This is a genomic window from Pullulanibacillus sp. KACC 23026, assembly GCF_029094525.1.
In the GTDB taxonomy this organism is placed as follows: Bacteria; Bacillota; Bacilli; order Bacillales; family Sporolactobacillaceae; genus KACC-23026.
The window spans coordinates 1599201-1617139 of sequence record NZ_CP119107.1 but is presented as its reverse complement, the minus strand read 5'-3'; the positions used below and the strand labels follow the sequence as shown (position 1 = coordinate 1617139).

Below are 17939 nucleotides of genomic sequence, written 5' to 3'. Positions count from 1 at the left end.
TAGAAGTCGGAAGTGTTATTTTTGTTGATGTTTAAAGGGTATTATTTTGTCTATTTTTGTTCCGTTTGTTTGGGAGATTATATTAATAATCCTTTTATTTTCCACAATAATGTTATTAATCCTAATCCTGTTCCTATTGGGTAAATTCCTTTTGATAATTGAGTATATCCTCTATTTTTTAACAATTCAGAAGTTATAAAAAGACATCCTCCAATGAGTGATATGGTTAGCATCTTACACCTCCTAGAAAAACCAAGTAATACATTCGGCCATAAGATGGGTCAATTGGGTTAAATAGTCTCGAATATCTTCAACATGGGTTATTATCTCTTCTCCGTTGTAGTCAGGAGTGTTAATTACATCGTCTAGCTTTTTGCCAATCCGTTTAAGCAAGAATTGTGCAAATTCCTCTTTCATTTATCAGGTCTCCATTCATGCCTACAATCTTTGCATTGATAATACTCGATTTCTTCCGGTGGTTCGGTCTCAAAAATGTCTGTGATTTCGTTATAATTAACATTAAAATCTACCCACGAAATTGCGTATCCTCTGGAAAATATGTTAGCTGAGTTGCATTTTGGACAACGGATGAAGTGAGACGGTAAAGGTTCTGGTTTAAAACACCCATAAGTTTTTAAAACACGTTCTTTTTCTCGGCATGACGAACACACTTCTTGACTAGAAAACATGATTGATCCGCATTTAATGCAATTTTTCTTAGTTGCCGATACCAATTGCTCCAACTCCTCTCGATATTTACACCAGGTGGCATAATGGCAGTTATTCGGGCATTCAGCAGACAGGAATTTACTGCACCAATTCCGATAGTCTTTCATCAATAATCCCCCTCAGAAAAAGTGCATGATGATTAAGTCCAAGTGACTTAGCAATTCAGCAAGTTTCATATCTTTGAATCGGTCAAAGACTAAAGATCGCAATTCCATAAATTGATTGTGTGAGAGATTAGCAGTGTTGTTATGGTCCAGATAGTGGAGTATGCGTCCTAACTGTTCCTTATCTCGAGACCTGGCAATTAATCCTCTGAGATAGTCGTGGCTTACTAATTCATCATGCGCCAATTCATTTACATCATCCGATATCTTAGACGTTGATCTACTGGCCACAATGCGCCCCATCGATCCGGTTGAGGGTAAGCCCGAATTCAAATCACGCATATAAAACAGCAGCACCTCCTGGTACGATTGATGTATTAATTTAAGGAGGTGCTTTTAATATGCTAGAGAAAAAACTGACTATCGTCCCCGTTACTTTACATAACGAATGTACTGCAGCAGCAAAATCATTAGCTCTATCCTCAAGTCCCACGTGCATGATCAAAACGGCAACTACAGAAATTACCTTCCATAACGGCATTGAGGAGCACATCATCCGAACGGTCATGAGGGAGCTGAAAAATCGATGAAACACGATTATACAAATGTGGAAAACATTTATATTATTTGCGGTAAGACTGACATGAGAAAAGGGATCGATGGTCTCGCAACTTTGATTCAAGATTCTTTCGAACTTGACCTTTATGGGGATTCCATCTTTCTGTTCTCTGGTCGAAGTAAAGATCGATATAAGTGTTTGTATTTTGATGGCAATGGATTTGCCATGCTTTATAAGCGATTGGATAACGGAAAACTTCAATGGCCGAAAGATGAAAAGGAAGTACGTAACCTAACACAACAAGAGCTTCGCTGGTTGTTAGAAGGTTTATCGCTCCAGCAACCCAAAGCCATTCAAAGATCGCAGGCAAGTGCATTTTAAATTAGATTTTTATCTTTCAACCGCTATTCGAGATGGTATAATAGGAAGAACTGACACGATCGGAAAAGTGGTGATAGTATGGGTAATGCTTCTAACAATAACGAGAAGTTAATACGACTTCTCGAAGAGCAATTGGATCATTCCAATCAACAAAACAAGGATCTATCAAAAAAGCTAGATCAATCAACTAAACAGATTGAAGCATTAACCGAGCAAATTCGCCATTTAACAAAGCGTTTATATGGTTCAAAAACCGAGAAATCTAAATATAACGGTCCAGAGGGACAATTTTCATTATTTGAGGATGACCCATCTTTTAGCGAACCTGAGCATACAGAAGAACAAAGCCAACAGACGATTTCTTACACTGTTGTACGAAAAGCTCAAAATAAAAAACGGAACGATTCACTGGACGACGGTATTGAAATAGAAGCTGTTCATCATCACCCTGAAAATTTGGTCTGTGACTGTTGTCAAGGGCAAATGATTGAAATTGGTAGCACCGTTACGCGTGAAGAAGCAGAGTTTGTTCCAGCAAGAATGAAGAAAATTCAACACATTGAACATGCCTATGAATGTAAGGAATGTAAAACTGATTTACATCAAAAAGCACAGATTAAACGCGGAAAATCCCCGCAACCTCCCATTCAACGGAGTCTCGCAAGTCCTAGTGTCCTTGCCAAAGTGATCTATGATAAATTCATACAATACTTGCCCCTTTATCGTCAGGTAAAGGAATGGGAACGATATGGTCTAAAAACCAATGATAAAAATCTTTCAAATTGGGTTATCCGTGTTTCTCAGGATTGGTTATTGCTTATTTACGAACAAATGAAACAAGCCGTAATGACTAAATCTCTTTTACATGTTGATGAAACTTACGGACAAATTATTAACCGATCTGATGGTAAATCCGGACAGACTAACGCCTACAATTGGGTCTATCGAAGTGTCCCTAGTCAAGGCCCCACGATTATTTTGTTCCAAAGTTCGTTATCGCGCTCTCGCTCTGTTCTTGAAAACTTTCTAGGTGATTTTTCTGGAACCATTATCTGCGATGGCTATTCCGCCTATGACAAAATTAAAGGCGTAACCTTTGCGAATTGTTGGGCCCACGTCCGACGTTATTGGTTGAAAGTAGAAAGTAAGAATGGGAAAACCGGTGTGAAATTTTGTGATGATTTATATCGGTTAGAAAGACAATTCAAGCACTTACCTCCGAGTAAAAGACGCAAGCAACGGCAAAAATATTCAAAGCCAATCGTTGATAAATTACTGGCGTGGATTGAAGGCTTACCATTCTTGGGGAAAAGCGCCATCGCAAAAGCTGTTCAGTACACGTTTAACCGGATGGATGGCTTAAAAGCATTCTTAAATGATGGCCGGATTGAAATTGATAATAATCCGGCTGAAAATGCCATTCGGCCAAGTGTTATTGGTCGGAAAAATTGGCTTCACTCCGTAAGTGAAGCTGGTGCTCAAGCAAATGCCGTTTGTTTGAGCCTCGCAGAAACCGCTCAAGCAAATGGCGTCGATTTCTATCAGTATCTTGTAAAGTTACTAACTGATCTGCCAAATTTAGATATTCATAGAGATCCAGAAATTCTAAAACAATATATGCCTTGGTCACAGAATATCCAATTAGAATGTGGCAAATAGCCGTATTTTTGATAAAAAATCAAGAATATACGGCTATTTGTAATGCGTACCGTAAAGGTGCGCTTTTTTCTATATTTCGGGCTTACGGTTGAGGTACCGATCTTCTTTCCCAACATAATAAGCAATTTTTCAATCATATTATCCCTCCTCCCATCTACATACCTAGCAGCGTTAAATAGGGAGTTAGTTACTCCATTAATTCAAAAGCTGTGATTTCTTCATGCCTGTCATCAAGCTCAAAATCTTTAAAAATTGGAATATAAATTTTACCACCGATGGATCTATACGCTGTGTGGTTATCTTTTAACTGTTTTTGGCTAAGAAGAACAATGTCGTTATTATCTAGATGAAACACATAATGTTCGACTAGGTGGTTGAATTTTACTTCGGTTATTTGGTGTATCAAAAACATTCAACTCCTCATCATTAAAATCACTTAACCTCGAAGAACTTAACCCATGTGATCCTGCGTTCCTTGTGAGTGGCTTTCCAGTAAATCTTGTGGATGACATAAGCCGTGATAATCGCAGTTTTAATCATTTTCATCCTCCAAACTAAGGATAAGATTCATTGTATCCTCGATTGTTTTTTGTTGGATTTGAATTATAGCGCACAAAAGACATATATCTTGACTTACTTTTTTGTCGTCAATATAGCGGTTATAAATTTTATCCATAATAAATTGAACCTGATCTTCCATCGCAACATTCCTCCTCAAAATAGCCATTTAATAACGTGCCCAGCAATCTTAACAGCCGTCGTTACATTGTCTTGAGTGATAAAGTCCTGTGGATCAATCTTCACCGCTTTTTTAGCCGCGGCAATGGTAATGGACTTCGCGATATTAAACACTTTCTATCCCCCTAACAATGAGCTCCAACCTGTTTGATGTTTTGGCTGCTCAACGGGTACGAATGAGCCACCACCTTCATGGTTAATACACCATTCAAGTTTTTCTCTGATGAAATCGGCAAAGTTCTGATTCTTAAAATCGTTTGTTTCATCCTTACACCATTTCCAGATCTTCATTTGTTGCTCGCTGTGCTTATTAAAGGTCACACTCTTGCTGACGTATTTAGAGCTCATAAACTTCCCTCGCTATCTTGTAAAACGCTTCTGCATCCGTAAACATTGGATCAGGAGTAATTCTAATCATGCGATAATAACGCATCAGTTCGCTAACTACCTCGGAAGCTCCTCCGCCACAAAGATAGATAGGTTCTTCTTCATGCCACTTCAATTGGCTAATACGACCCGCGATTTCTTTTCCCATTCCTAATGTGTTTTTACTTTTATTGGTCAGAGTTCCAAAGTCAAAGGTGTCTGACAGGCGTCCGATCTTAACACCATCTTCAAATGTTATGGCATTCACTGTTCTTGACCCGATATTTAATCCGTGGATTACGCCAGGTCCCGCATATTTAAAGATACCTGATCCTTCTGGAGCCACTTCACAATGGACGTGGAAAGATTTCTTAACACCATTCAAAGTGATCTCGTGAAATCCCTCGAGTAGCTGCTTCAGACGTTTCTTATCCTTTGAATGGTTATTTATTGGTAGGTTTGTTACTATACCAACTTCACTCGATTCAAATGCCTTGTGCAGCCCTATGAGAGTGAGAATAAGTGTATCCTCATGGACCTTGTTCTCGGTCATCAGAGGTGTCTGATAATCACTTTCTCGGGTGATCGTGCCGGCCGTGAAATGCCTGCCTCTGTACTCCCCGATAATGTCGTCCTTACCTCGCTCATCGGTAAATTCCATATCTCTTAACTCACCTAAGTTTGATGGATACATGAAATGGCCACTCTGATAAAAAACTTTTACGTTACAGCGCCCAACATCGACGCCAACTATATTCATCCCTATCAACCTCCTCATTTCAAAACTATTTCTGAAAAGACAAGTAGTTTTTAAGCTTTTAAGAATTGGTTGGGAACTATTTCTGAAATTGTCTTGTGATATAGGTTTATGCCCATTGTTTTAAAAAGTTATCTTGTCCCCTTCAAAAAAAATAAGAGGACAAACTATTTATTTGAAGAATATTTATAGTGGGTGATGAAAATGGGAACAAAAATCGCAGTTAAAATCGCAGAAAAAGGTCTTAAAAAAGGATTTGTAGCAAATAAGGCAGGGATATCTTTAAGTGCTTTTTCAAAGATATTATCCGGAGAGACAAAAGAACCAAAGTTAAAAGTTGCTATTAAGCTAGCCCGCGTATTAGAAACATCTGTTGAAGAACTATGGGGGCATTTAGTGGAATAAACATGACTATAGACAAAATGAAAGGAGAGATAGTTTAGATGAGTAATCCACAAGAAGATAATGAGAGAAATATTGAAGATCAAGTTAGGAGGGGAATAGCTAATCAAAAATTAAACCAGCAAGGTTTTTCTTTCTTAACGTTTGAAATCTTTGTTGTTTCTGTTGTGTTGGGCTTTACTTCACATTCATGGATTGTTTTTGGCATATCTTTGATCATTTTTTTCCTATTTATGATTAATCGTTATGGTTTGCCTTTCCTGGCTATTTTCCTTTCTTTAGGATGGGGATTTATCGGGTTCGATCTAGGACGTACATTTAATAGTGCACCAGCTGCTATTGTTTTAGCGTTTCTTTTGCTAATCATTTCGTTAGCTCTTCATAAAAGCGCCATCAATCATATTAAGGATCTGAGATAAAATGGATCTCACACAGAAAGACATCGATCTTGCCAAACGGTATATTATTGCCAGAAGCGCCATTAAAGTATTGAGCCATGATAAAGAAAAGCTTGGCGGTCTTGAGTTTGAAGAGTTTTATAAGAGTCTTATGGAAAATGCCTTAGTCAGGGCTAATGATGAGCTAAAAGAGATTAATAAGTACAATATGAGGATATCAAAGACAGATGAGCCAACGGTATATGAGGCAAGGATCGGAAACAGGAAAGGGTATTTTGAAATAAACATCGTTCAGATCACCGAGGAGATTAAGAAGCTGCTTATGGCTAATTTCTCAAAAAATTATTGATGTGCATTTCCGCAATATAGGTGGGCATTTCAACATTTGGGTTTCTCGTTGATTTCACTGATATTTGAGGCAAACTTTGAAGATCTTCTTGGGTTGAGGGTGTATGGAAAAGGAAAACTCCACATTTTATTGAGGTGTAACCGCGGTGGATGCCAATTTTATGAGCCAAACCTTCCGATAAAAGTTTCTTAATAACAGCACTTTTGAGCAAATAGAACTCTAACTTGTGCCTAGATGATTTTGAGTTGATATTCAATACGTGTAATGCTTGGCTAATTTGTTCAACGTCATGATTTTGTAATCTACGCTTAGATTTCGACTTAATTTTTGGCTTCTGTTTATGTATGTACAAAATAAATCCCTCCTTTTGTGGTTATATATTCCACATTTAAGGGGGATTTCCTTTTTAATATTATAAATTATAGTTGTCCCTTCATCCACGGTGGGTGGTAGGGGATTTCTATATCATAAAAAGAGTAACCTCAACCTGGAAAGGCTGCTCTTAATCGCTTCTAATTCCATAACTCAAATGTGAAAACATAACAATCGTTGCATTCGAAGATCTCATCTATAACTGGTTCTTCATCTGCCCCATTTTGCTCCTGTAAAGCTAACCCCGTTGCTTTATCCAAAACATCGTTAGGCGCCTTGCTTATCTTAACAAATTCAACTTTTTCGCCTAAGCCGATTATTGCGTCACCAAATAATCTTGGTAATCCATTAATGCCGCTCCAATTTACCACAAAACCTTCCCCATCTTTGAACACGATAACTCCGGACTCATAGCCATTTAACCCAATCAATTGGTCGACAATTAACATTTTATTTTTACTCCTTTTTGGATTAGGTTGATTTTTATCGATTATCCAAGTTTTCCCGATTTTCTTTGCCTCAACCTCTCCAGATTGGCAAATCGCCTTAACGCGGTCCGCTGATAGACCCCAAAGCTCACCAGCTTCTTTAACGCCCATGATTTGATCAAGTACGCTCATTGATCTCCCTCCAGATAAGGTTTATGATATTTTTCCTCGGCCTCTTTACGCGCTTTAATCGCCTCTTCTTTATCGGCAAAATAGCCCAAATTGATCTGCTTGCCTTTGAAACCAATGTAGGCCTTCCATTTCTTTTTGCTCTCCAACCACATCACGCCCTTATGACCGCTTTTATTCTCTTTATGCAGTTTGGCCTTAAGAGCAGACTTTCTGGTGCCGTCAACACGATCTAGGCTCTCGTGGATACGAGCCCCTTTATCTCTTTTTTTCGCACGTTTACATCCGCAACTTTTATAAATTCCGGCTCTTAAAGCGTATCCAGCAACATAAGTCTTATTGCCACATGTACACCAGCATTCCCAAAGACTAGTACCGTCATTTAGTTTTTGATCACTTAGACATAGTACTGTTAAATCACCAAATTGTTGTCCAGTTAAATCAATTCTAGGCATGGTAAAAGATAGGCATTAAACCCCCATCTCCTTAAGCTTTGACGTTGATTAACCTTTACCATTCAACTATTTCATCCTTCCAAATTTCTACTTCCGTACCTTCAAACAGCTTACCAATGCTATCGTATTCCCATTCTTCACCTGGGTTGTTTTCCATCCACTCATCGATGATGTAGGTAACATCCAAAACGTACTCTTCAGTATTATTTATTTTTTCAACTATTTTCACTTGGTCATCTGTTAAGTTTTCATTTTCATACATTTCGTTTATTATCGTTAATGCTTTGACCCGGTGACTCCCTGTGATAAGGCCAATTGAGTTGTGATAAAGTATGGGAGATCCAACCCAACCATTTACTAAAATTGAATTAACAATCTCCTGTACTTTTTTGTCATCTACATTATTAATTAATTCCATCTTTACATGGTCAAACATTGTATACCGCTCCCTTTCAACCGTTATCGGTTATCTATAATTTAATTATAACCGATAACGGTTGAAAGTAAACCCCTTTTTAAAAGTTTTTTAATATTTTTGTACAAACAAAAAAAGCCCACCATCCAATTAAGGACAGTGGACTTTTTTTATGCGTGAATTAGTCTTTTTTCAATTCGCTTCATTGATTTATCAATAGACTTTCTTTCTTGGTCGACATAAGCAAACTTTTTCAAGTAAGAGTTAAACTGTTCAGGAGTGAGCTTCTTATTGAGATAAGCTTTCCTTGCCTCATCCAGCGTCTTGTACCTCATTTTCATCATCCCCTCTTCTTAATTGTACATCCGCAATGTCCATAAGTATACCAATCAGATTTGAAAAAATCGTGAAATATTGAATGTCACCTTTAGAAAAACAATCAGGTTCTGACCCATCAATACTTAAAACACCAATAATTTCATCGCGAACCATGATCGGTACACATAGGAGCGAGAAGTACTTTTTTGTTGCTTTCGGGTTAGGAACAAAGTTGGTGTCTTTAGTAACATCTGGTGTATATTTATATTCTTTACGCAAGTAAACATTTCCTGCTAAAGAACCTTCTTCGTAAATTTTTAATCTTAGCTTTTCCTTCCCACGCATACTATAACCATTTCCTTCTAAAATTTTTAGCTGATTAGCGTCCTCGGGATCAGGAATAAATATAGCGCAACGATGTGATTCCCTTTTAGAACTCTTAAACAATTGAGGGATCTGTGACATTACCATACTAATCAAATTCATCCCATAATCTCTCTTCTCTGAGCCTAATAAAGAATTTAAATTAGGGATTTCTTGGTTAACTTGATCCATTAGAGTAAGAATATAAGATTTTTGTTGAGAATCCTCATGTAATTTATCAGCTTCTTCTTTGTATTGTTTAAGATCTTTATTTGGTTTGATTATTCTCAAAGACCTTAAAACAAAAGGAGAAACTATTAATAAAAGTATGATAATAATAGCCAGAACACTAAGTAAGTGATGATGAGTTAATAACCCATAAAACATTGAATCAACATATTTCAATGTTTTTGTATTTGAAAAATCTGTTCCACCCATATGCTTCACCTCGCACACTTATACACTCTAACAATTATAAGTGGACAAGAATTAAAAAGTCTATAAAAAAATTAAAAAAGCCCCCAACCATCGGAATTAACCGACAATTGAGGGCTATTAATGTATTTTATATTTATTGTGCAGATACTGTTGTAGTCTGAACAGTTTGTGCAGGAGTCACGGCCGTTGTTTGTGTTTGAAGATGATCCGTAACAGCTTGATTTACGATATTTTTAAGATCTGTTGATGTCATCTCAGTTAATGGTTTTTCAACCTCTGGTTCAGGTGTTGGTTCTGGATCCGGAGTGGTTTCTTCAGGAGTTGCTTCTTCTCCATCTGCTTGATCACTTTTTAACAGCTCAGTGCCAATTGACACCAGCTGAGGCTCAAACTCAGTAAATGCTACACGGATTTTATCTTCAAGCTCCTGCTTAGATGTATCTATTCCTAGTTTTTTAGCTTCGGTTACTGCCCAATCGACGGCCTTAGAAAGCTTATCGGGTCCGCCTAATTGCTTAAACTTATCCTCTGCCCAGTGGACTGCATCATAAGCGATACCTTTCTTCTGTTGGATTTGTTGCGCTGCAATGCCAAGTTTCTTTTCGACATTTGTAAGGTTTTTCTCTCCAATTTTCGCTTTTAAGAATGCCCCAACGTGAGTAAGTAGATAACCGCCAAAAGCCACAACAAGTGAGACAACATAAGGTAAAACGTCATAACCGATTTGTGCAAACATTTGAACCTCTCCCTTATAATTTTTTTATTTAAATTGGACAACCTACCTTTTAGAATGAAAGGAAGACTGCCCATGTTTAACACCAAAAAGATTAAATTTCTTATATATCTAAGCCTTATCGGCATGTTAAGCACTCTCGTTCAAACGACGGTTATACTTTTCACCGTTTCTAAAAAAAGCTAAGAAATCTAATTAACCCTAACTTTGTCTCCAGGATGAATCACATCAGGATCTTTAATCTGTGGATTGAGCTTTTCAATTTCAGAAAGTGTTAAACCATTGTCCGACGCAATACCACTAAGCGTGTCGCCTTTCTTGACTTTGACGTGCTTCTCCGTAAGCTTTTCAACAATCTTTCCTATTACTGCGGGCACTTTAATCTTGTGGCCGGCAAAGATTGTATTGGGGTCCTTGATCTTGTTAACGCTGACCAAATGATCGACAGATGTATCGTGATTAGCCGCAATCTGTGAAAGGGTATCTCCAGGCTTGATGATATAGTCCACAAGCTTTTGTGTAGTTGTGGATGGTGCTGCAGTTGTTTTTGCCTTAGGGGCTATAATTGCCCATGCCCCTGGCTCTTGTAAGACCTTATCTCGGTCCGCATTTACTCCGGCAATATTAACTCCATTTTGGTACTGATATAGATGAGCAAAATCGCAAACTTGACCATTTGACCAGGCGTAAGTTTGGAAGAAGTACTCTATCTTAGATTGCTGCTTAAGATACTGCATCACTGCATAAGAACCATACGCACCAACTTTATAATCCTTCAATTCTCCAATAATCGCATTGAAATAATCGAGGATTGCTCCTAGATCTTTACCCTGAGCATCATAATCGACGGCAAAATAAATAGCAGTCCCATGAGGCTGCCCTAAGTCGTTTGCGTATTTACTTGCCGCCTGTGCGTCTTGCTTGCCCTGATCCGCGGTAAAATAACTTGATTTCGTTGGATTTGTCTCAAAAACACTGACAATCTTAATTCCTGAATCGCTGATTGCTTTTACTTCGTCCGCAGTCAGACCCTTCCAGGACGTCCCTAGATAGCGGGCAACATGGGTGACACCAGCTGCCTTTAAAGCACTTACTAAATCTGCGGTTAATTTGGTTGCGCAATCCATTCCTACATAAGTCATTTAAAACACTCTCCTTTTAATTATTAAGTCTCCAAAGAGTAATAACGAAAGATAACAATGCAATGATCCATCCGCCCCAGGATTTAATTCCTTCTAAAACAGAAGAGCGTCCTTCAGCTTTAGCTTGAAGAACGTCTAAAGCTTCCTTTAGTTCTTCCACTTCTTTTCGATACTTGCCTACCTCGTCTCTAAGCCCGTTGTACTCTTTAATCATGTTTCTTGTTTCGCGCATTTCATTGCTAAGGTCCTTAAATTCTCCACGCATAACGTTGATTTGCTCGAACAATTCCTTATTTGTATACCATTGCTCCTGTTCAGACACCGAATAGCCCCCGATCCATAAAAATAGCCCTATCAGGGGCTTTGAGGTAATGCTTTTATTTGATTAGCTTCTTGCTGTGTTAAGTAGCCTTTTGAAACGGCTGTATCAATATCTGATGAGGTAACAACGCCATTTTTCCAGGCATCTTTATAAAAGTTTGCATAGACTGCACTCATTCAATCGCCCCCAGTAAGAATGAATTAACCACGGCTTGTAGGTTCTTAATCTGATCTTGGGTAGAGGCTTCAAAGGTTGAAGTGTCAATCGCTGTGGACTGCACATCTGCTGTTAAAATATCCCCGTGATTGATCGACACACTGTCATCAAAAAAGAGATAAGAAGCCTTTAATCCAACAAGCGATCCCCCATCCCATTGAATCGAGCCATCTGAGATTTTAGGATTATTAATTCCCTCCACAATCTCTATCACTTGATCATTAGAATCATAGAGTACCAGTTTCAAAATTAGCCACCTCCTTAGCTGTAAGTTGCTTCAAGCTTGCACGATGCCGACATGGCTGCATAGTTAGCTTTACTTGATCCAATATTAATACCAATCCCATAGGCCTTCCCATTTGCAAAAGCTGTACAGAATGAACTTGGTAAGGTTACCCATGCTGATTGTCCCCATTTAAGGGATACATCCACATAATCGCTGGATTCCATAGCGCTTGGGTTCCCTGACGGCTTAGAAGCATAGGTGTGCCATTTAATACGTATGGTTTCTGCTCCTGCAGATCCTCCGGATGACTTACGAGTTACATAAACTCGCATGGATTTAATGCTCTTACCATTCAGTGTGGAGTGAGGACCTGAACCAAAGAACCAATAGCCTGTGCGGGTACCGTATCCATAATTACCTTGCCGTGGGAAACCTTCTCCCATCCAATCGTACCCATTATCTGACCAGTTATCTGCGCTAGTTGCTGACCACGATTTAGTGGTTGGTGGTGCAGCTGGTGGAGTTGCAGCACCTGTATCCACGGTTGCCCCGCCACTCGGGAAAATCTCACCCGATACACCTAGAGAATCAGCTGTGCTTCCCCCTGGCTGAGATCCGAAAGCTGTTATTCGTCCACCATAAAAAGCATGTATGCCATATTTAGAGCCAAGTCCTTTACAGGTATCGACTTCTATTTCTCCTCCTGTACCCGCGCTCATTGCTTCTTGGACGTTGTAAGCTTCACAGTTTTGTAAATATAGTGTTGATCCACTGTGGCAGTAGAATCCGTAGGTTGGGTTTCCATTCCCATACAGTTTGATATTTTCGCATTTTACATAAGTACACCTATCAACCTCGAAAACAGCATCATTTAAAGTCACGCTGTCTCCGTCACCATTTATGGTCCCGTCATGAAAATAAATGTACTGCGGTGAGTTGCCATGGTTATAAACGTTTCCGTTAAACGCATGCCCATTAAGGTCTATTTCAATGGTTCCGTCCCCTAAGTAGTTGCTTATGTCCAGGTTCTCCGAGATATCATTTTGGAAGACTAATTTAACATTCCCGTTATTCAATGGGGGAATGGATGCGAGAGCTGCATTTATATTGCTTGATACATTAATGGTTTGATCGTCATCATTGACGTTATAAACGGAAGGGCTAATCAAATTTCCGATACTTAAGGTGTCAAACCCACCGTTACCACCATCCAAATAGGCAATCGTATCACCGTTTGAATCAAGGACGATCAGAACCCCATTACCGTTGTTTATTCCACCAAGGGTTAAGGTCCCACCAATACCTTGATTAAATGAAAAATTACCTACATAAAGGCCTTGCTCATCGATATATTTTAAAAGCAACTGCCAATCAGATTGATCAAAGTTTTGTCCTAGTGCCTTTTCTTTAATACAAACATAAACCGTCGCACCATTTGCCCACATATCTCCTGGCTGATAAGGGGGCACAGGTTGATCAATAAAGGTTTGACGTTTTATATTGGCTGTTTGTTGAGCCGCTAACGCCAATTGCTTGTTATTTGTGAATGGGATATCGGTACTTGCAAGAACGGCCATGTGTTTCACCTCATTTCAAGGAATAATAAAAAGAGCCCCTATACGGGACTCTTAAGACGTTCCAACTCTTAAGCAGGAGCCAAAACATTTCTATATCTTTTTAGTATTTGACTTGGCGATGGATCTAAATCATCAAGATTTAAGGCCTTTGTTTTTGTTGCTACCTTTCTTATTTTTTTATTAGTAGTCAGTTTTTCATGTAGATGCTCTTGTGCAAATTCAGTCGCCTTCTTTTCCAAAATAACTTCAATAAATACCCCTATCAACTCTGGATAATTAAAAAGTATTTTCTTCATAATAAACAAAGAATATGTGGGCTTCTTAAATAAAAACGTTATTGCTATAAATAGGTGAATACAAAATAATAACGCTGGAAAGAAAAACACTGTAATTTTTGTGTGACCTACAGGATTAATACCGTTTTTCTTGAACTTCAAATAAGTACCATAGGCCAAAGATGCATAAAGAACAATTACCAGATAAATTAATCCAAATAAAATCATAGCAATTTGTCCTCCTACCTCAAATTTTTTTAAACTTCTTGAGCGTTCTTACGTTTCTCTTTAACTCTCTCTTCAAACCGATACGTTTCTTGATGTAACTTTTGTGCTTCTCTGATTTTTTTTCGATAGGCGAATTCACTTTCAGTACTGTACCCTACCCAATCTAAACCAGCAAAAAAAACAAAAAAGCTTGAGATTATACATAAAAATGACTTTACATATAAATTATCAATAAACCATTGAATGTTAACATCTATAAGTAAAAACGCTAAGCATAATATCGTTAACCCAATTGCAGTCCATAGTGATAGGTTCCTTCTTTTTACATTTCTTTCTTCTAAAGGGGCGTGACCAAAATAATCTAAAGCAATTGGAATAGAATAAAGAATTAGGCTTGAAAGGATGGTTTTAGGTTCTACTGTTTTGAATATAGTAACTAGTAAAACAACCCAGATTAAAATAAAGCTACCGAATCTAATGCCAAAAAAGGTATCCATCTGCTTCATTAAAAAGTCGCACTTCCCCACAATTATATTATAGTGATATATTATCACAAAAATACATTGTACAGTGAATTTTTGTTAATTTGACATATATTATTGTCATTGAGGAAGTGACGACCGCCTTATAAGTCAAGCTATTGATTATTAATAACCTCGAATTTATTCGCTTCTGACAACACTACTTGAACATTGGTTAAAACCCCTATGTGCTTATATTCAAAAATCCAATCTTCATAAGATTGTTTTGCATTTATAAAAAGATCAAACTGCTCTGCTTCTATATTTTTACCATTGTAGATTCGGGTCACTAACCACAATATCTTTTCCTCCTTACAATTAGACCTACGGAGATTACCACTGATTTCCTGCTTTATGCAAGTGACGACCGCCGTTTGTTGCTTATGAGATAATTCCTTTAGCTTTCCAATCTTGAAATTGTTGTTTCCAACTTTCTGTGGCATTTCCATTTGTTATTAATGAATCATAGGTAAAATCAGAACTAGAGAACATGTCCAAAAACGAATCTTGAGGAATGAACACGTTAAACAGTTCTAATATAACATTTTCTTCGTCATCCAATGGCAGCTTTTTAACATCATCTAACGTCATGGTTTCAACACCTCATAAGCGGTATAAGTATGGTCTGATGTATCGGTATTAGTTATTTCAAAAGATGCATATAACAATTGAGGTAATACATTATTAAGACTATCAACACCAAATGAGCTTGGATAATTAGCGTTGATATTAATATTAATATCAGCTATGTTAGGCGTTGATCCTTTTAAATCTAAATACGGTTTATATCTAATATTCGCTTTACCACCCATCACATAAGACGCCCCATATTTATAGATTGAGTAATTATCAACTGGGGATCTTAGAGTAGTGCCCGCGGGTATCAATACATTATCCATTCTTTGTATAACTAAACTCCCCGTTACTTTCACATTCCTCGAGCCATCCGAGTTAAAGCCTTCTGCTTCATTGACGGTCGTGCCATCCTCTTTTATTAATCTTCCATTTCTTGGTGAATACATATCAAGGTCATTTATTGGCATTATATTTAGCCTCCTTATTTTAATAGCTAAGCTATTGTAGTAGGATTGGTTCCAACTTGAGATGCATCAAATCCAGATACCCCCGCGACTTTTGCTTTTATCAAGTTGTTATTCACATAGCTACCTACGACATGAGTAGAATCCGAAGATAATATACCGGTCTCAGATCCTAAGCATCTATTCCCCTGGACTAAGAAACCTGATATGTTTTTACCCGCATTTGGTTTTAAAGCGATAGATGCTGTTCCTGCTGTTGAATCCCCAACAAATTGGACAATGTTATCTGAAATCGCACCGTCATCAATTTCACCAGTTGACATGGCTACCCTAATCCCGTATGTGCCTTGATGTTTTACGGTGTTACCGTGAACATTAATATTACTCATTGCGCCGTTCGTATCCGTAAAGGCGTAAACCAAGATACCATCCTGACCACAAAGATCGACTTCATTATCCTGAATATTAATGTCATGGATACGATTTGCTATCGTTAATGTTTCAGCATCTCGTTGAGCTACTCGGATTCCCACTTGCCCAGCATTATAAATCTTGTTTCCGCTTATATTGTAGCTTCCTATAGACCCGTTCGATTGGCATTCTATTCCGTATTCGGCCGGGGAATAAATACGGTTATTTGTAATTGTCATATTGGCTCCTCGAACAAATATCCCGTGACCTTCTCCCATCTCAGCCAAGCGCGAACCATAAATATCATTGTCATTGATATTAATGTGGGATGCAGCTGCGTGCGTGCTGATACCACCTCGATTAGCTCCGTATACCTTATTGTGTTCGACGTTACAAAAACGAGAAAATCCAGAGCCTGACCCTGAAGCATCCCAAAGTTTTGAAACACGAATAGCCGAGCAATAGACCACATCACTCCATTGTGTTCCGCATGAAAATTCGATAGCATACCCTGTTGGATTATTGTTTGGATTAGTATCATATATGTCCTCGAAATAGCAGTGGTCAATCTTACCAAACAGCGAACCAGAGACAGATATCCCTCGCCTTGCCCATTTACGAACTTTGGCTTGTACAATTCTAAAGTTAACAACATTTTGAATGAGTAGACCGGAATATTGATTCCCTCCAACGCCTAGCCCCTCAAAAATCCCTCCAAAAATTCTAAAATTCTGTTTAGGGGTAATTAAATCTATACAAGCTGATTGGCTTACTTGATAAGTGTCCCATGTTGGTTCTTCAATATCGATAGTATTACTACTCGCATCAACCGCATGAATATAATGCATTTCTCCTCGAGTGGGCTGGTTTGTCTCTGGTCGATAGTTATCTCGGATCATAATAAGATCCCCCACAGAAAAAATAGATGCATCGGTCACGCCAATACCATCACGGCTTCCCATTGGCAAATCCGCAGATAATGCGGTCGTTCCAGTCACACTGCCTTTACATTGCAAAATGTTATCTAAAAATTTAGTTGTGAATAATCGTGCCCTGTATGCCAGGATTAAAGTGGTATTGTCTGGGCAATCTAGTGTGGAAGATATTCCATAGTCACCGTCCGGAAGGACAATGGTGCTCCCGGACATATTAGTTATGATAGCTTGTAAGGCTGACGTAACATCGGATCCGTCATTAGAAACGTGTTGGAATGGAGGAGGTGGATAAAGCACATTTACTCCTATCCCTAGTATATTCTCATTGGCATTGTCTACTTTCTGAACTAAATCACTATCTACAAAAAATCCAACTTTGGTATTCTTACGTCCGAAAGATACGCTCATACGATCTCAGCCACCCTTACACTAACCGACGAGCTTCCATCCGTTATGGCATACACCGAATAAGGATAAGATGGATCGAAGTCAAATATAATAGGGTCGTTTATATTGGCACCATCGGCTGTTTTCCCGCCGACTAATGGCGCACCATTATCTATTGTCACATTTGCGTTTCCCCAATAGATGGTTCCTGAGTCAGGAGGATAAACAATCATTTGTCTCCGTCCTGATAGTTGAGCCGTGCCTGCTCGAAGCTCAACAGGTGAGGAACCCACCGTAACAGACCCGGTAGCTAAACCTTTTAATCCTGGAGCCGAGCGCGGATCAATAGGACTCCCATCACCGGGGTTAGCCATGGTGATAAGGGCCGTATTATTAACCCCATACGTTTCTTCATAGTTTCCTGTATTAGGGTTATAGTTTTGGGCCGGATACCCATTGGTTGCTTTTTTTAGGTCTTTATCATTTGGCAAATTTGCTCACCTCTC

General features: G+C 38.5%; 33 protein-coding genes. 6 read left to right on the top strand and 27 right to left on the bottom strand.

Going from position 1 to position 17939, the window contains the following annotated elements; all coding sequences use genetic code 11:
• Nucleotides 1-77: 77 nt before the first annotated feature.
• The 3 genes from PU629_RS07440 to PU629_RS07430 form a co-directional block, all read right to left on the bottom strand.
• Nucleotides 78-233, bottom strand: coding sequence for a hypothetical protein (locus tag PU629_RS07440; RefSeq protein WP_275283651.1), 156 nt, complete (start codon nucleotides 231-233; stop codon nucleotides 78-80).
• Nucleotides 234-243: 10 nt separating this feature from the next.
• Nucleotides 244-417, bottom strand: coding sequence for a hypothetical protein (locus PU629_RS07435; protein WP_275283650.1), 174 nt, complete (start codon nucleotides 415-417; stop codon nucleotides 244-246).
• A gap of 431 nt (nucleotides 418-848) precedes the next feature.
• Nucleotides 849-1175, bottom strand: a complete 327-nt coding sequence (locus PU629_RS07430; RefSeq protein WP_275283649.1) for a hypothetical protein — start codon at nucleotides 1173-1175, stop codon at nucleotides 849-851.
• 59 nt (nucleotides 1176-1234) lie between these two features.
• Here PU629_RS07430 and PU629_RS07425 point away from each other — a divergent pair, with 59 nt between their 5' ends.
• The 3 genes from PU629_RS07425 to tnpC all read left to right on the top strand — a co-directional run bounded on the left by PU629_RS07425 (nucleotide 1235) and on the right by tnpC (nucleotide 3432).
• Complete coding sequence (locus tag PU629_RS07425) at nucleotides 1235-1423, top strand: hypothetical protein (RefSeq protein WP_275282281.1); 189 nt, start codon at nucleotides 1235-1237, stop codon at nucleotides 1421-1423.
• On the top strand, nucleotides 1420-1773 hold the full coding sequence (gene tnpB / locus PU629_RS07420; RefSeq protein WP_275282280.1) for an IS66 family insertion sequence element accessory protein TnpB: 354 nt from the start codon (nucleotides 1420-1422) through the stop codon (nucleotides 1771-1773). The genes PU629_RS07425 and tnpB overlap by 4 nt, the downstream gene beginning before the upstream one ends.
• A gap of 78 nt (nucleotides 1774-1851) precedes the next feature.
• Nucleotides 1852-3432, top strand: a complete 1581-nt coding sequence (gene tnpC, locus PU629_RS07415) for an IS66 family transposase (protein WP_275282279.1) — start codon at nucleotides 1852-1854, stop codon at nucleotides 3430-3432.
• A gap of 187 nt (nucleotides 3433-3619) precedes the next feature.
• Here tnpC and PU629_RS07410 read toward each other — a convergent pair whose 3' ends face one another.
• The 5 genes from PU629_RS07410 to PU629_RS07390 all read right to left on the bottom strand — a co-directional run bounded on the left by PU629_RS07410 (nucleotide 3620) and on the right by PU629_RS07390 (nucleotide 5296).
• A complete protein-coding gene (locus tag PU629_RS07410) occupies nucleotides 3620-3838 on the bottom strand; it encodes a hypothetical protein (RefSeq protein WP_275283648.1) in 219 nt (72 codons plus the stop codon).
• A gap of 126 nt (nucleotides 3839-3964) precedes the next feature.
• Nucleotides 3965-4132 carry a hypothetical protein gene (locus PU629_RS07405; protein WP_275283647.1) on the bottom strand — a complete coding sequence of 56 codons (168 nt, stop codon included), beginning with the start codon at nucleotides 4130-4132 and terminating at the stop codon, nucleotides 3965-3967.
• 14 nt (nucleotides 4133-4146) lie between these two features.
• On the bottom strand, nucleotides 4147-4284 hold the full coding sequence (locus tag PU629_RS07400; RefSeq protein WP_275283646.1) for a hypothetical protein: 138 nt from the start codon (nucleotides 4282-4284) through the stop codon (nucleotides 4147-4149).
• A gap of 3 nt (nucleotides 4285-4287) precedes the next feature.
• Nucleotides 4288-4518 carry a hypothetical protein gene (locus PU629_RS07395; RefSeq protein WP_275283645.1) on the bottom strand — a complete coding sequence of 77 codons (231 nt, stop codon included), beginning with the start codon at nucleotides 4516-4518 and terminating at the stop codon, nucleotides 4288-4290.
• Entirely contained in the window at nucleotides 4508-5296 is a 789-nt protein-coding gene (locus PU629_RS07390) for a ParM/StbA family protein (RefSeq protein ID WP_275283644.1), read from the bottom strand. Before PU629_RS07390 ends, PU629_RS07395 begins: the two co-directional genes overlap by 11 nt.
• A gap of 201 nt (nucleotides 5297-5497) precedes the next feature.
• Here PU629_RS07390 and PU629_RS07385 point away from each other — a divergent pair, with 201 nt between their 5' ends.
• Genes PU629_RS07385 through PU629_RS07375 form a run of 3 tightly spaced genes read left to right on the top strand, consistent with a single transcriptional unit; the run spans nucleotide 5498 to nucleotide 6442 of the window.
• The gene (locus tag PU629_RS07385; protein WP_275283643.1) at nucleotides 5498-5698 is read left to right on the top strand and encodes a helix-turn-helix transcriptional regulator; all 201 of its coding nucleotides are present in this window, start codon (nucleotides 5498-5500) and stop codon (nucleotides 5696-5698) included.
• Nucleotides 5699-5736: 38 nt separating this feature from the next.
• Nucleotides 5737-6114 carry a hypothetical protein gene (locus PU629_RS07380; RefSeq protein ID WP_275283642.1) on the top strand — a complete coding sequence of 126 codons (378 nt, stop codon included), beginning with the start codon at nucleotides 5737-5739 and terminating at the stop codon, nucleotides 6112-6114.
• A 1-nt stretch (nucleotide 6115) separates the two neighbouring features.
• Entirely contained in the window at nucleotides 6116-6442 is a 327-nt protein-coding gene (locus PU629_RS07375) for a YhjD family protein (RefSeq protein WP_275283641.1), read from the top strand.
• Here PU629_RS07375 and PU629_RS22560 read toward each other — a convergent pair.
• From PU629_RS22560 to PU629_RS07285, 19 genes are all read right to left on the bottom strand, one after another.
• Nucleotides 6420-6698: a YkyB family protein gene (locus tag PU629_RS22560; protein WP_481900506.1), complete on the bottom strand. Its 279-nt coding sequence runs from the start codon at nucleotides 6696-6698 to the stop codon at nucleotides 6420-6422. The two genes, PU629_RS07375 and PU629_RS22560, sit on opposite strands and share 23 nt — an antisense overlap.
• 256 nt (nucleotides 6699-6954) lie before the next feature.
• Nucleotides 6955-7434 carry a helix-turn-helix domain-containing protein gene (locus tag PU629_RS07370; RefSeq protein ID WP_275283640.1) on the bottom strand — a complete coding sequence of 160 codons (480 nt, stop codon included), beginning with the start codon at nucleotides 7432-7434 and terminating at the stop codon, nucleotides 6955-6957.
• Nucleotides 7431-7886, bottom strand: coding sequence for an HNH endonuclease (locus PU629_RS07365; protein WP_275283639.1), 456 nt, complete (start codon nucleotides 7884-7886; stop codon nucleotides 7431-7433). Before PU629_RS07365 ends, PU629_RS07370 begins: the two co-directional genes overlap by 4 nt.
• Before the next feature lie 55 nt (nucleotides 7887-7941).
• Nucleotides 7942-8322 (bottom strand): hypothetical protein, encoded by a 381-nt coding sequence (locus PU629_RS07360; protein WP_275283638.1) that lies wholly within the window; start codon nucleotides 8320-8322, stop codon nucleotides 7942-7944.
• 149 nt (nucleotides 8323-8471) lie between these two features.
• Entirely contained in the window at nucleotides 8472-8636 is a 165-nt protein-coding gene (locus PU629_RS07355; RefSeq protein ID WP_275283637.1) for a hypothetical protein, read from the bottom strand.
• Complete coding sequence (locus PU629_RS07350) at nucleotides 8614-9420, bottom strand: GAF domain-containing protein (protein ID WP_275283636.1); 807 nt, start codon at nucleotides 9418-9420, stop codon at nucleotides 8614-8616. Before PU629_RS07350 ends, PU629_RS07355 begins: the two co-directional genes overlap by 23 nt.
• A 133-nt stretch (nucleotides 9421-9553) precedes the next feature.
• Nucleotides 9554-10156 (bottom strand): phage holin, LLH family, encoded by a 603-nt coding sequence (locus PU629_RS07345; protein WP_275283635.1) that lies wholly within the window; start codon nucleotides 10154-10156, stop codon nucleotides 9554-9556.
• Between the two features lie 188 nt (nucleotides 10157-10344).
• The gene (locus PU629_RS07340) at nucleotides 10345-11295 is read right to left on the bottom strand and encodes a glycoside hydrolase domain-containing protein (RefSeq protein WP_275283634.1); all 951 of its coding nucleotides are present in this window, start codon (nucleotides 11293-11295) and stop codon (nucleotides 10345-10347) included.
• A gap of 16 nt (nucleotides 11296-11311) precedes the next feature.
• Entirely contained in the window at nucleotides 11312-11617 is a 306-nt protein-coding gene (locus tag PU629_RS07335; protein WP_275283633.1) for a hypothetical protein, read from the bottom strand.
• 32 nt (nucleotides 11618-11649) lie between these two features.
• Nucleotides 11650-11793 (bottom strand): XkdX family protein, encoded by a 144-nt coding sequence (locus PU629_RS07330; protein WP_275283632.1) that lies wholly within the window; start codon nucleotides 11791-11793, stop codon nucleotides 11650-11652.
• Nucleotides 11790-12080, bottom strand: coding sequence for a hypothetical protein (locus PU629_RS07325; protein WP_275283631.1), 291 nt, complete (start codon nucleotides 12078-12080; stop codon nucleotides 11790-11792). Before PU629_RS07325 ends, PU629_RS07330 begins: the two co-directional genes overlap by 4 nt.
• 14 nt (nucleotides 12081-12094) lie before the next feature.
• Nucleotides 12095-13636, bottom strand: a complete 1542-nt coding sequence (locus tag PU629_RS07320) for a hypothetical protein (protein WP_275283630.1) — start codon at nucleotides 13634-13636, stop codon at nucleotides 12095-12097.
• Between the two features lie 68 nt (nucleotides 13637-13704).
• A complete protein-coding gene (locus PU629_RS07315; RefSeq protein ID WP_275283629.1) occupies nucleotides 13705-14139 on the bottom strand; it encodes a hypothetical protein in 435 nt (144 codons plus the stop codon).
• Between the two features lie 29 nt (nucleotides 14140-14168).
• Nucleotides 14169-14645, bottom strand: coding sequence for a hypothetical protein (locus PU629_RS07310; RefSeq protein WP_275283628.1), 477 nt, complete (start codon nucleotides 14643-14645; stop codon nucleotides 14169-14171).
• 131 nt (nucleotides 14646-14776) lie between these two features.
• Nucleotides 14777-14959 (bottom strand): hypothetical protein, encoded by a 183-nt coding sequence (locus PU629_RS07305; RefSeq protein ID WP_275283627.1) that lies wholly within the window; start codon nucleotides 14957-14959, stop codon nucleotides 14777-14779.
• Nucleotides 14960-15041: 82 nt separating this feature from the next.
• Nucleotides 15042-15251 (bottom strand): hypothetical protein, encoded by a 210-nt coding sequence (locus PU629_RS07300; protein WP_275283626.1) that lies wholly within the window; start codon nucleotides 15249-15251, stop codon nucleotides 15042-15044.
• A complete protein-coding gene (locus PU629_RS07295) occupies nucleotides 15248-15703 on the bottom strand; it encodes a hypothetical protein (RefSeq protein WP_275283625.1) in 456 nt (151 codons plus the stop codon). Before PU629_RS07295 ends, PU629_RS07300 begins: the two co-directional genes overlap by 4 nt.
• Nucleotides 15704-15729: 26 nt before the next feature.
• Nucleotides 15730-17454 carry a right-handed parallel beta-helix repeat-containing protein gene (locus PU629_RS07290; protein WP_275283624.1) on the bottom strand — a complete coding sequence of 575 codons (1725 nt, stop codon included), beginning with the start codon at nucleotides 17452-17454 and terminating at the stop codon, nucleotides 15730-15732.
• Nucleotides 17451-17924, bottom strand: a complete 474-nt coding sequence (locus PU629_RS07285) for a hypothetical protein (RefSeq protein ID WP_275283623.1) — start codon at nucleotides 17922-17924, stop codon at nucleotides 17451-17453. The genes PU629_RS07290 and PU629_RS07285 overlap by 4 nt, the downstream gene beginning before the upstream one ends.
• Nucleotides 17925-17939: the final 15 nt, after the last annotated feature.

Coding starts and splice junctions, on each gene's coding strand:
- PU629_RS07380 (WP_275283642.1), top strand. CDS start 5,737: ATGAGTAATCCACAAGAAGATAATGAGAGAAATATTGAAGATCAAGTT.
- PU629_RS07430 (WP_275283649.1), bottom strand. CDS start 1,175: ATGCGTGATTTGAATTCGGGCTTACCCTCAACCGGATCGATGGGGCGC.
- PU629_RS07355 (WP_275283637.1), bottom strand. CDS start 8,636: ATGAGGTACAAGACGCTGGATGAGGCAAGGAAAGCTTATCTCAATAAG.
- PU629_RS07435 (WP_275283650.1), bottom strand. CDS start 417: ATGAAAGAGGAATTTGCACAATTCTTGCTTAAACGGATTGGCAAAAAG.
- PU629_RS07315 (WP_275283629.1), bottom strand. CDS start 14,139: ATGATTTTATTTGGATTAATTTATCTGGTAATTGTTCTTTATGCATCT.
- PU629_RS07290 (WP_275283624.1), bottom strand. CDS start 17,454: ATGAGCGTATCTTTCGGACGTAAGAATACCAAAGTTGGATTTTTTGTA.
- PU629_RS07330 (WP_275283632.1), bottom strand. CDS start 11,793: ATGAGTGCAGTCTATGCAAACTTTTATAAAGATGCCTGGAAAAATGGC.
- PU629_RS07320 (WP_275283630.1), bottom strand. CDS start 13,636: ATGGCCGTTCTTGCAAGTACCGATATCCCATTCACAAATAACAAGCAA.
- PU629_RS07390 (WP_275283644.1), bottom strand. CDS start 5,296: ATGAATATAGTTGGCGTCGATGTTGGGCGCTGTAACGTAAAAGTTTTT.
- PU629_RS07375 (WP_275283641.1), top strand. CDS start 6,116: ATGGATCTCACACAGAAAGACATCGATCTTGCCAAACGGTATATTATT.
- PU629_RS07300 (WP_275283626.1), bottom strand. CDS start 15,251: ATGACGTTAGATGATGTTAAAAAGCTGCCATTGGATGACGAAGAAAAT.
- tnpC (WP_275282279.1), top strand. CDS start 1,852: ATGGGTAATGCTTCTAACAATAACGAGAAGTTAATACGACTTCTCGAA.
- PU629_RS07370 (WP_275283640.1), bottom strand. CDS start 7,434: ATGAGCGTACTTGATCAAATCATGGGCGTTAAAGAAGCTGGTGAGCTT.
- PU629_RS07385 (WP_275283643.1), top strand. CDS start 5,498: ATGGGAACAAAAATCGCAGTTAAAATCGCAGAAAAAGGTCTTAAAAAA.
- PU629_RS07350 (WP_275283636.1), bottom strand. CDS start 9,420: ATGGGTGGAACAGATTTTTCAAATACAAAAACATTGAAATATGTTGAT.
- PU629_RS07310 (WP_275283628.1), bottom strand. CDS start 14,645: ATGAAGCAGATGGATACCTTTTTTGGCATTAGATTCGGTAGCTTTATT.
- PU629_RS07425 (WP_275282281.1), top strand. CDS start 1,235: ATGCTAGAGAAAAAACTGACTATCGTCCCCGTTACTTTACATAACGAA.
- PU629_RS07360 (WP_275283638.1), bottom strand. CDS start 8,322: ATGTTTGACCATGTAAAGATGGAATTAATTAATAATGTAGATGACAAA.
- PU629_RS07405 (WP_275283647.1), bottom strand. CDS start 4,132: ATGGAAGATCAGGTTCAATTTATTATGGATAAAATTTATAACCGCTAT.
- PU629_RS07440 (WP_275283651.1), bottom strand. CDS start 233: ATGCTAACCATATCACTCATTGGAGGATGTCTTTTTATAACTTCTGAA.
- PU629_RS07345 (WP_275283635.1), bottom strand. CDS start 10,156: ATGTTTGCACAAATCGGTTATGACGTTTTACCTTATGTTGTCTCACTT.
- PU629_RS07295 (WP_275283625.1), bottom strand. CDS start 15,703: ATGCCAATAAATGACCTTGATATGTATTCACCAAGAAATGGAAGATTA.
- PU629_RS07340 (WP_275283634.1), bottom strand. CDS start 11,295: ATGACTTATGTAGGAATGGATTGCGCAACCAAATTAACCGCAGATTTA.
- tnpB (WP_275282280.1), top strand. CDS start 1,420: ATGAAACACGATTATACAAATGTGGAAAACATTTATATTATTTGCGGT.
- PU629_RS07365 (WP_275283639.1), bottom strand. CDS start 7,886: ATGCCTAGAATTGATTTAACTGGACAACAATTTGGTGATTTAACAGTA.
- PU629_RS07395 (WP_275283645.1), bottom strand. CDS start 4,518: ATGAGCTCTAAATACGTCAGCAAGAGTGTGACCTTTAATAAGCACAGC.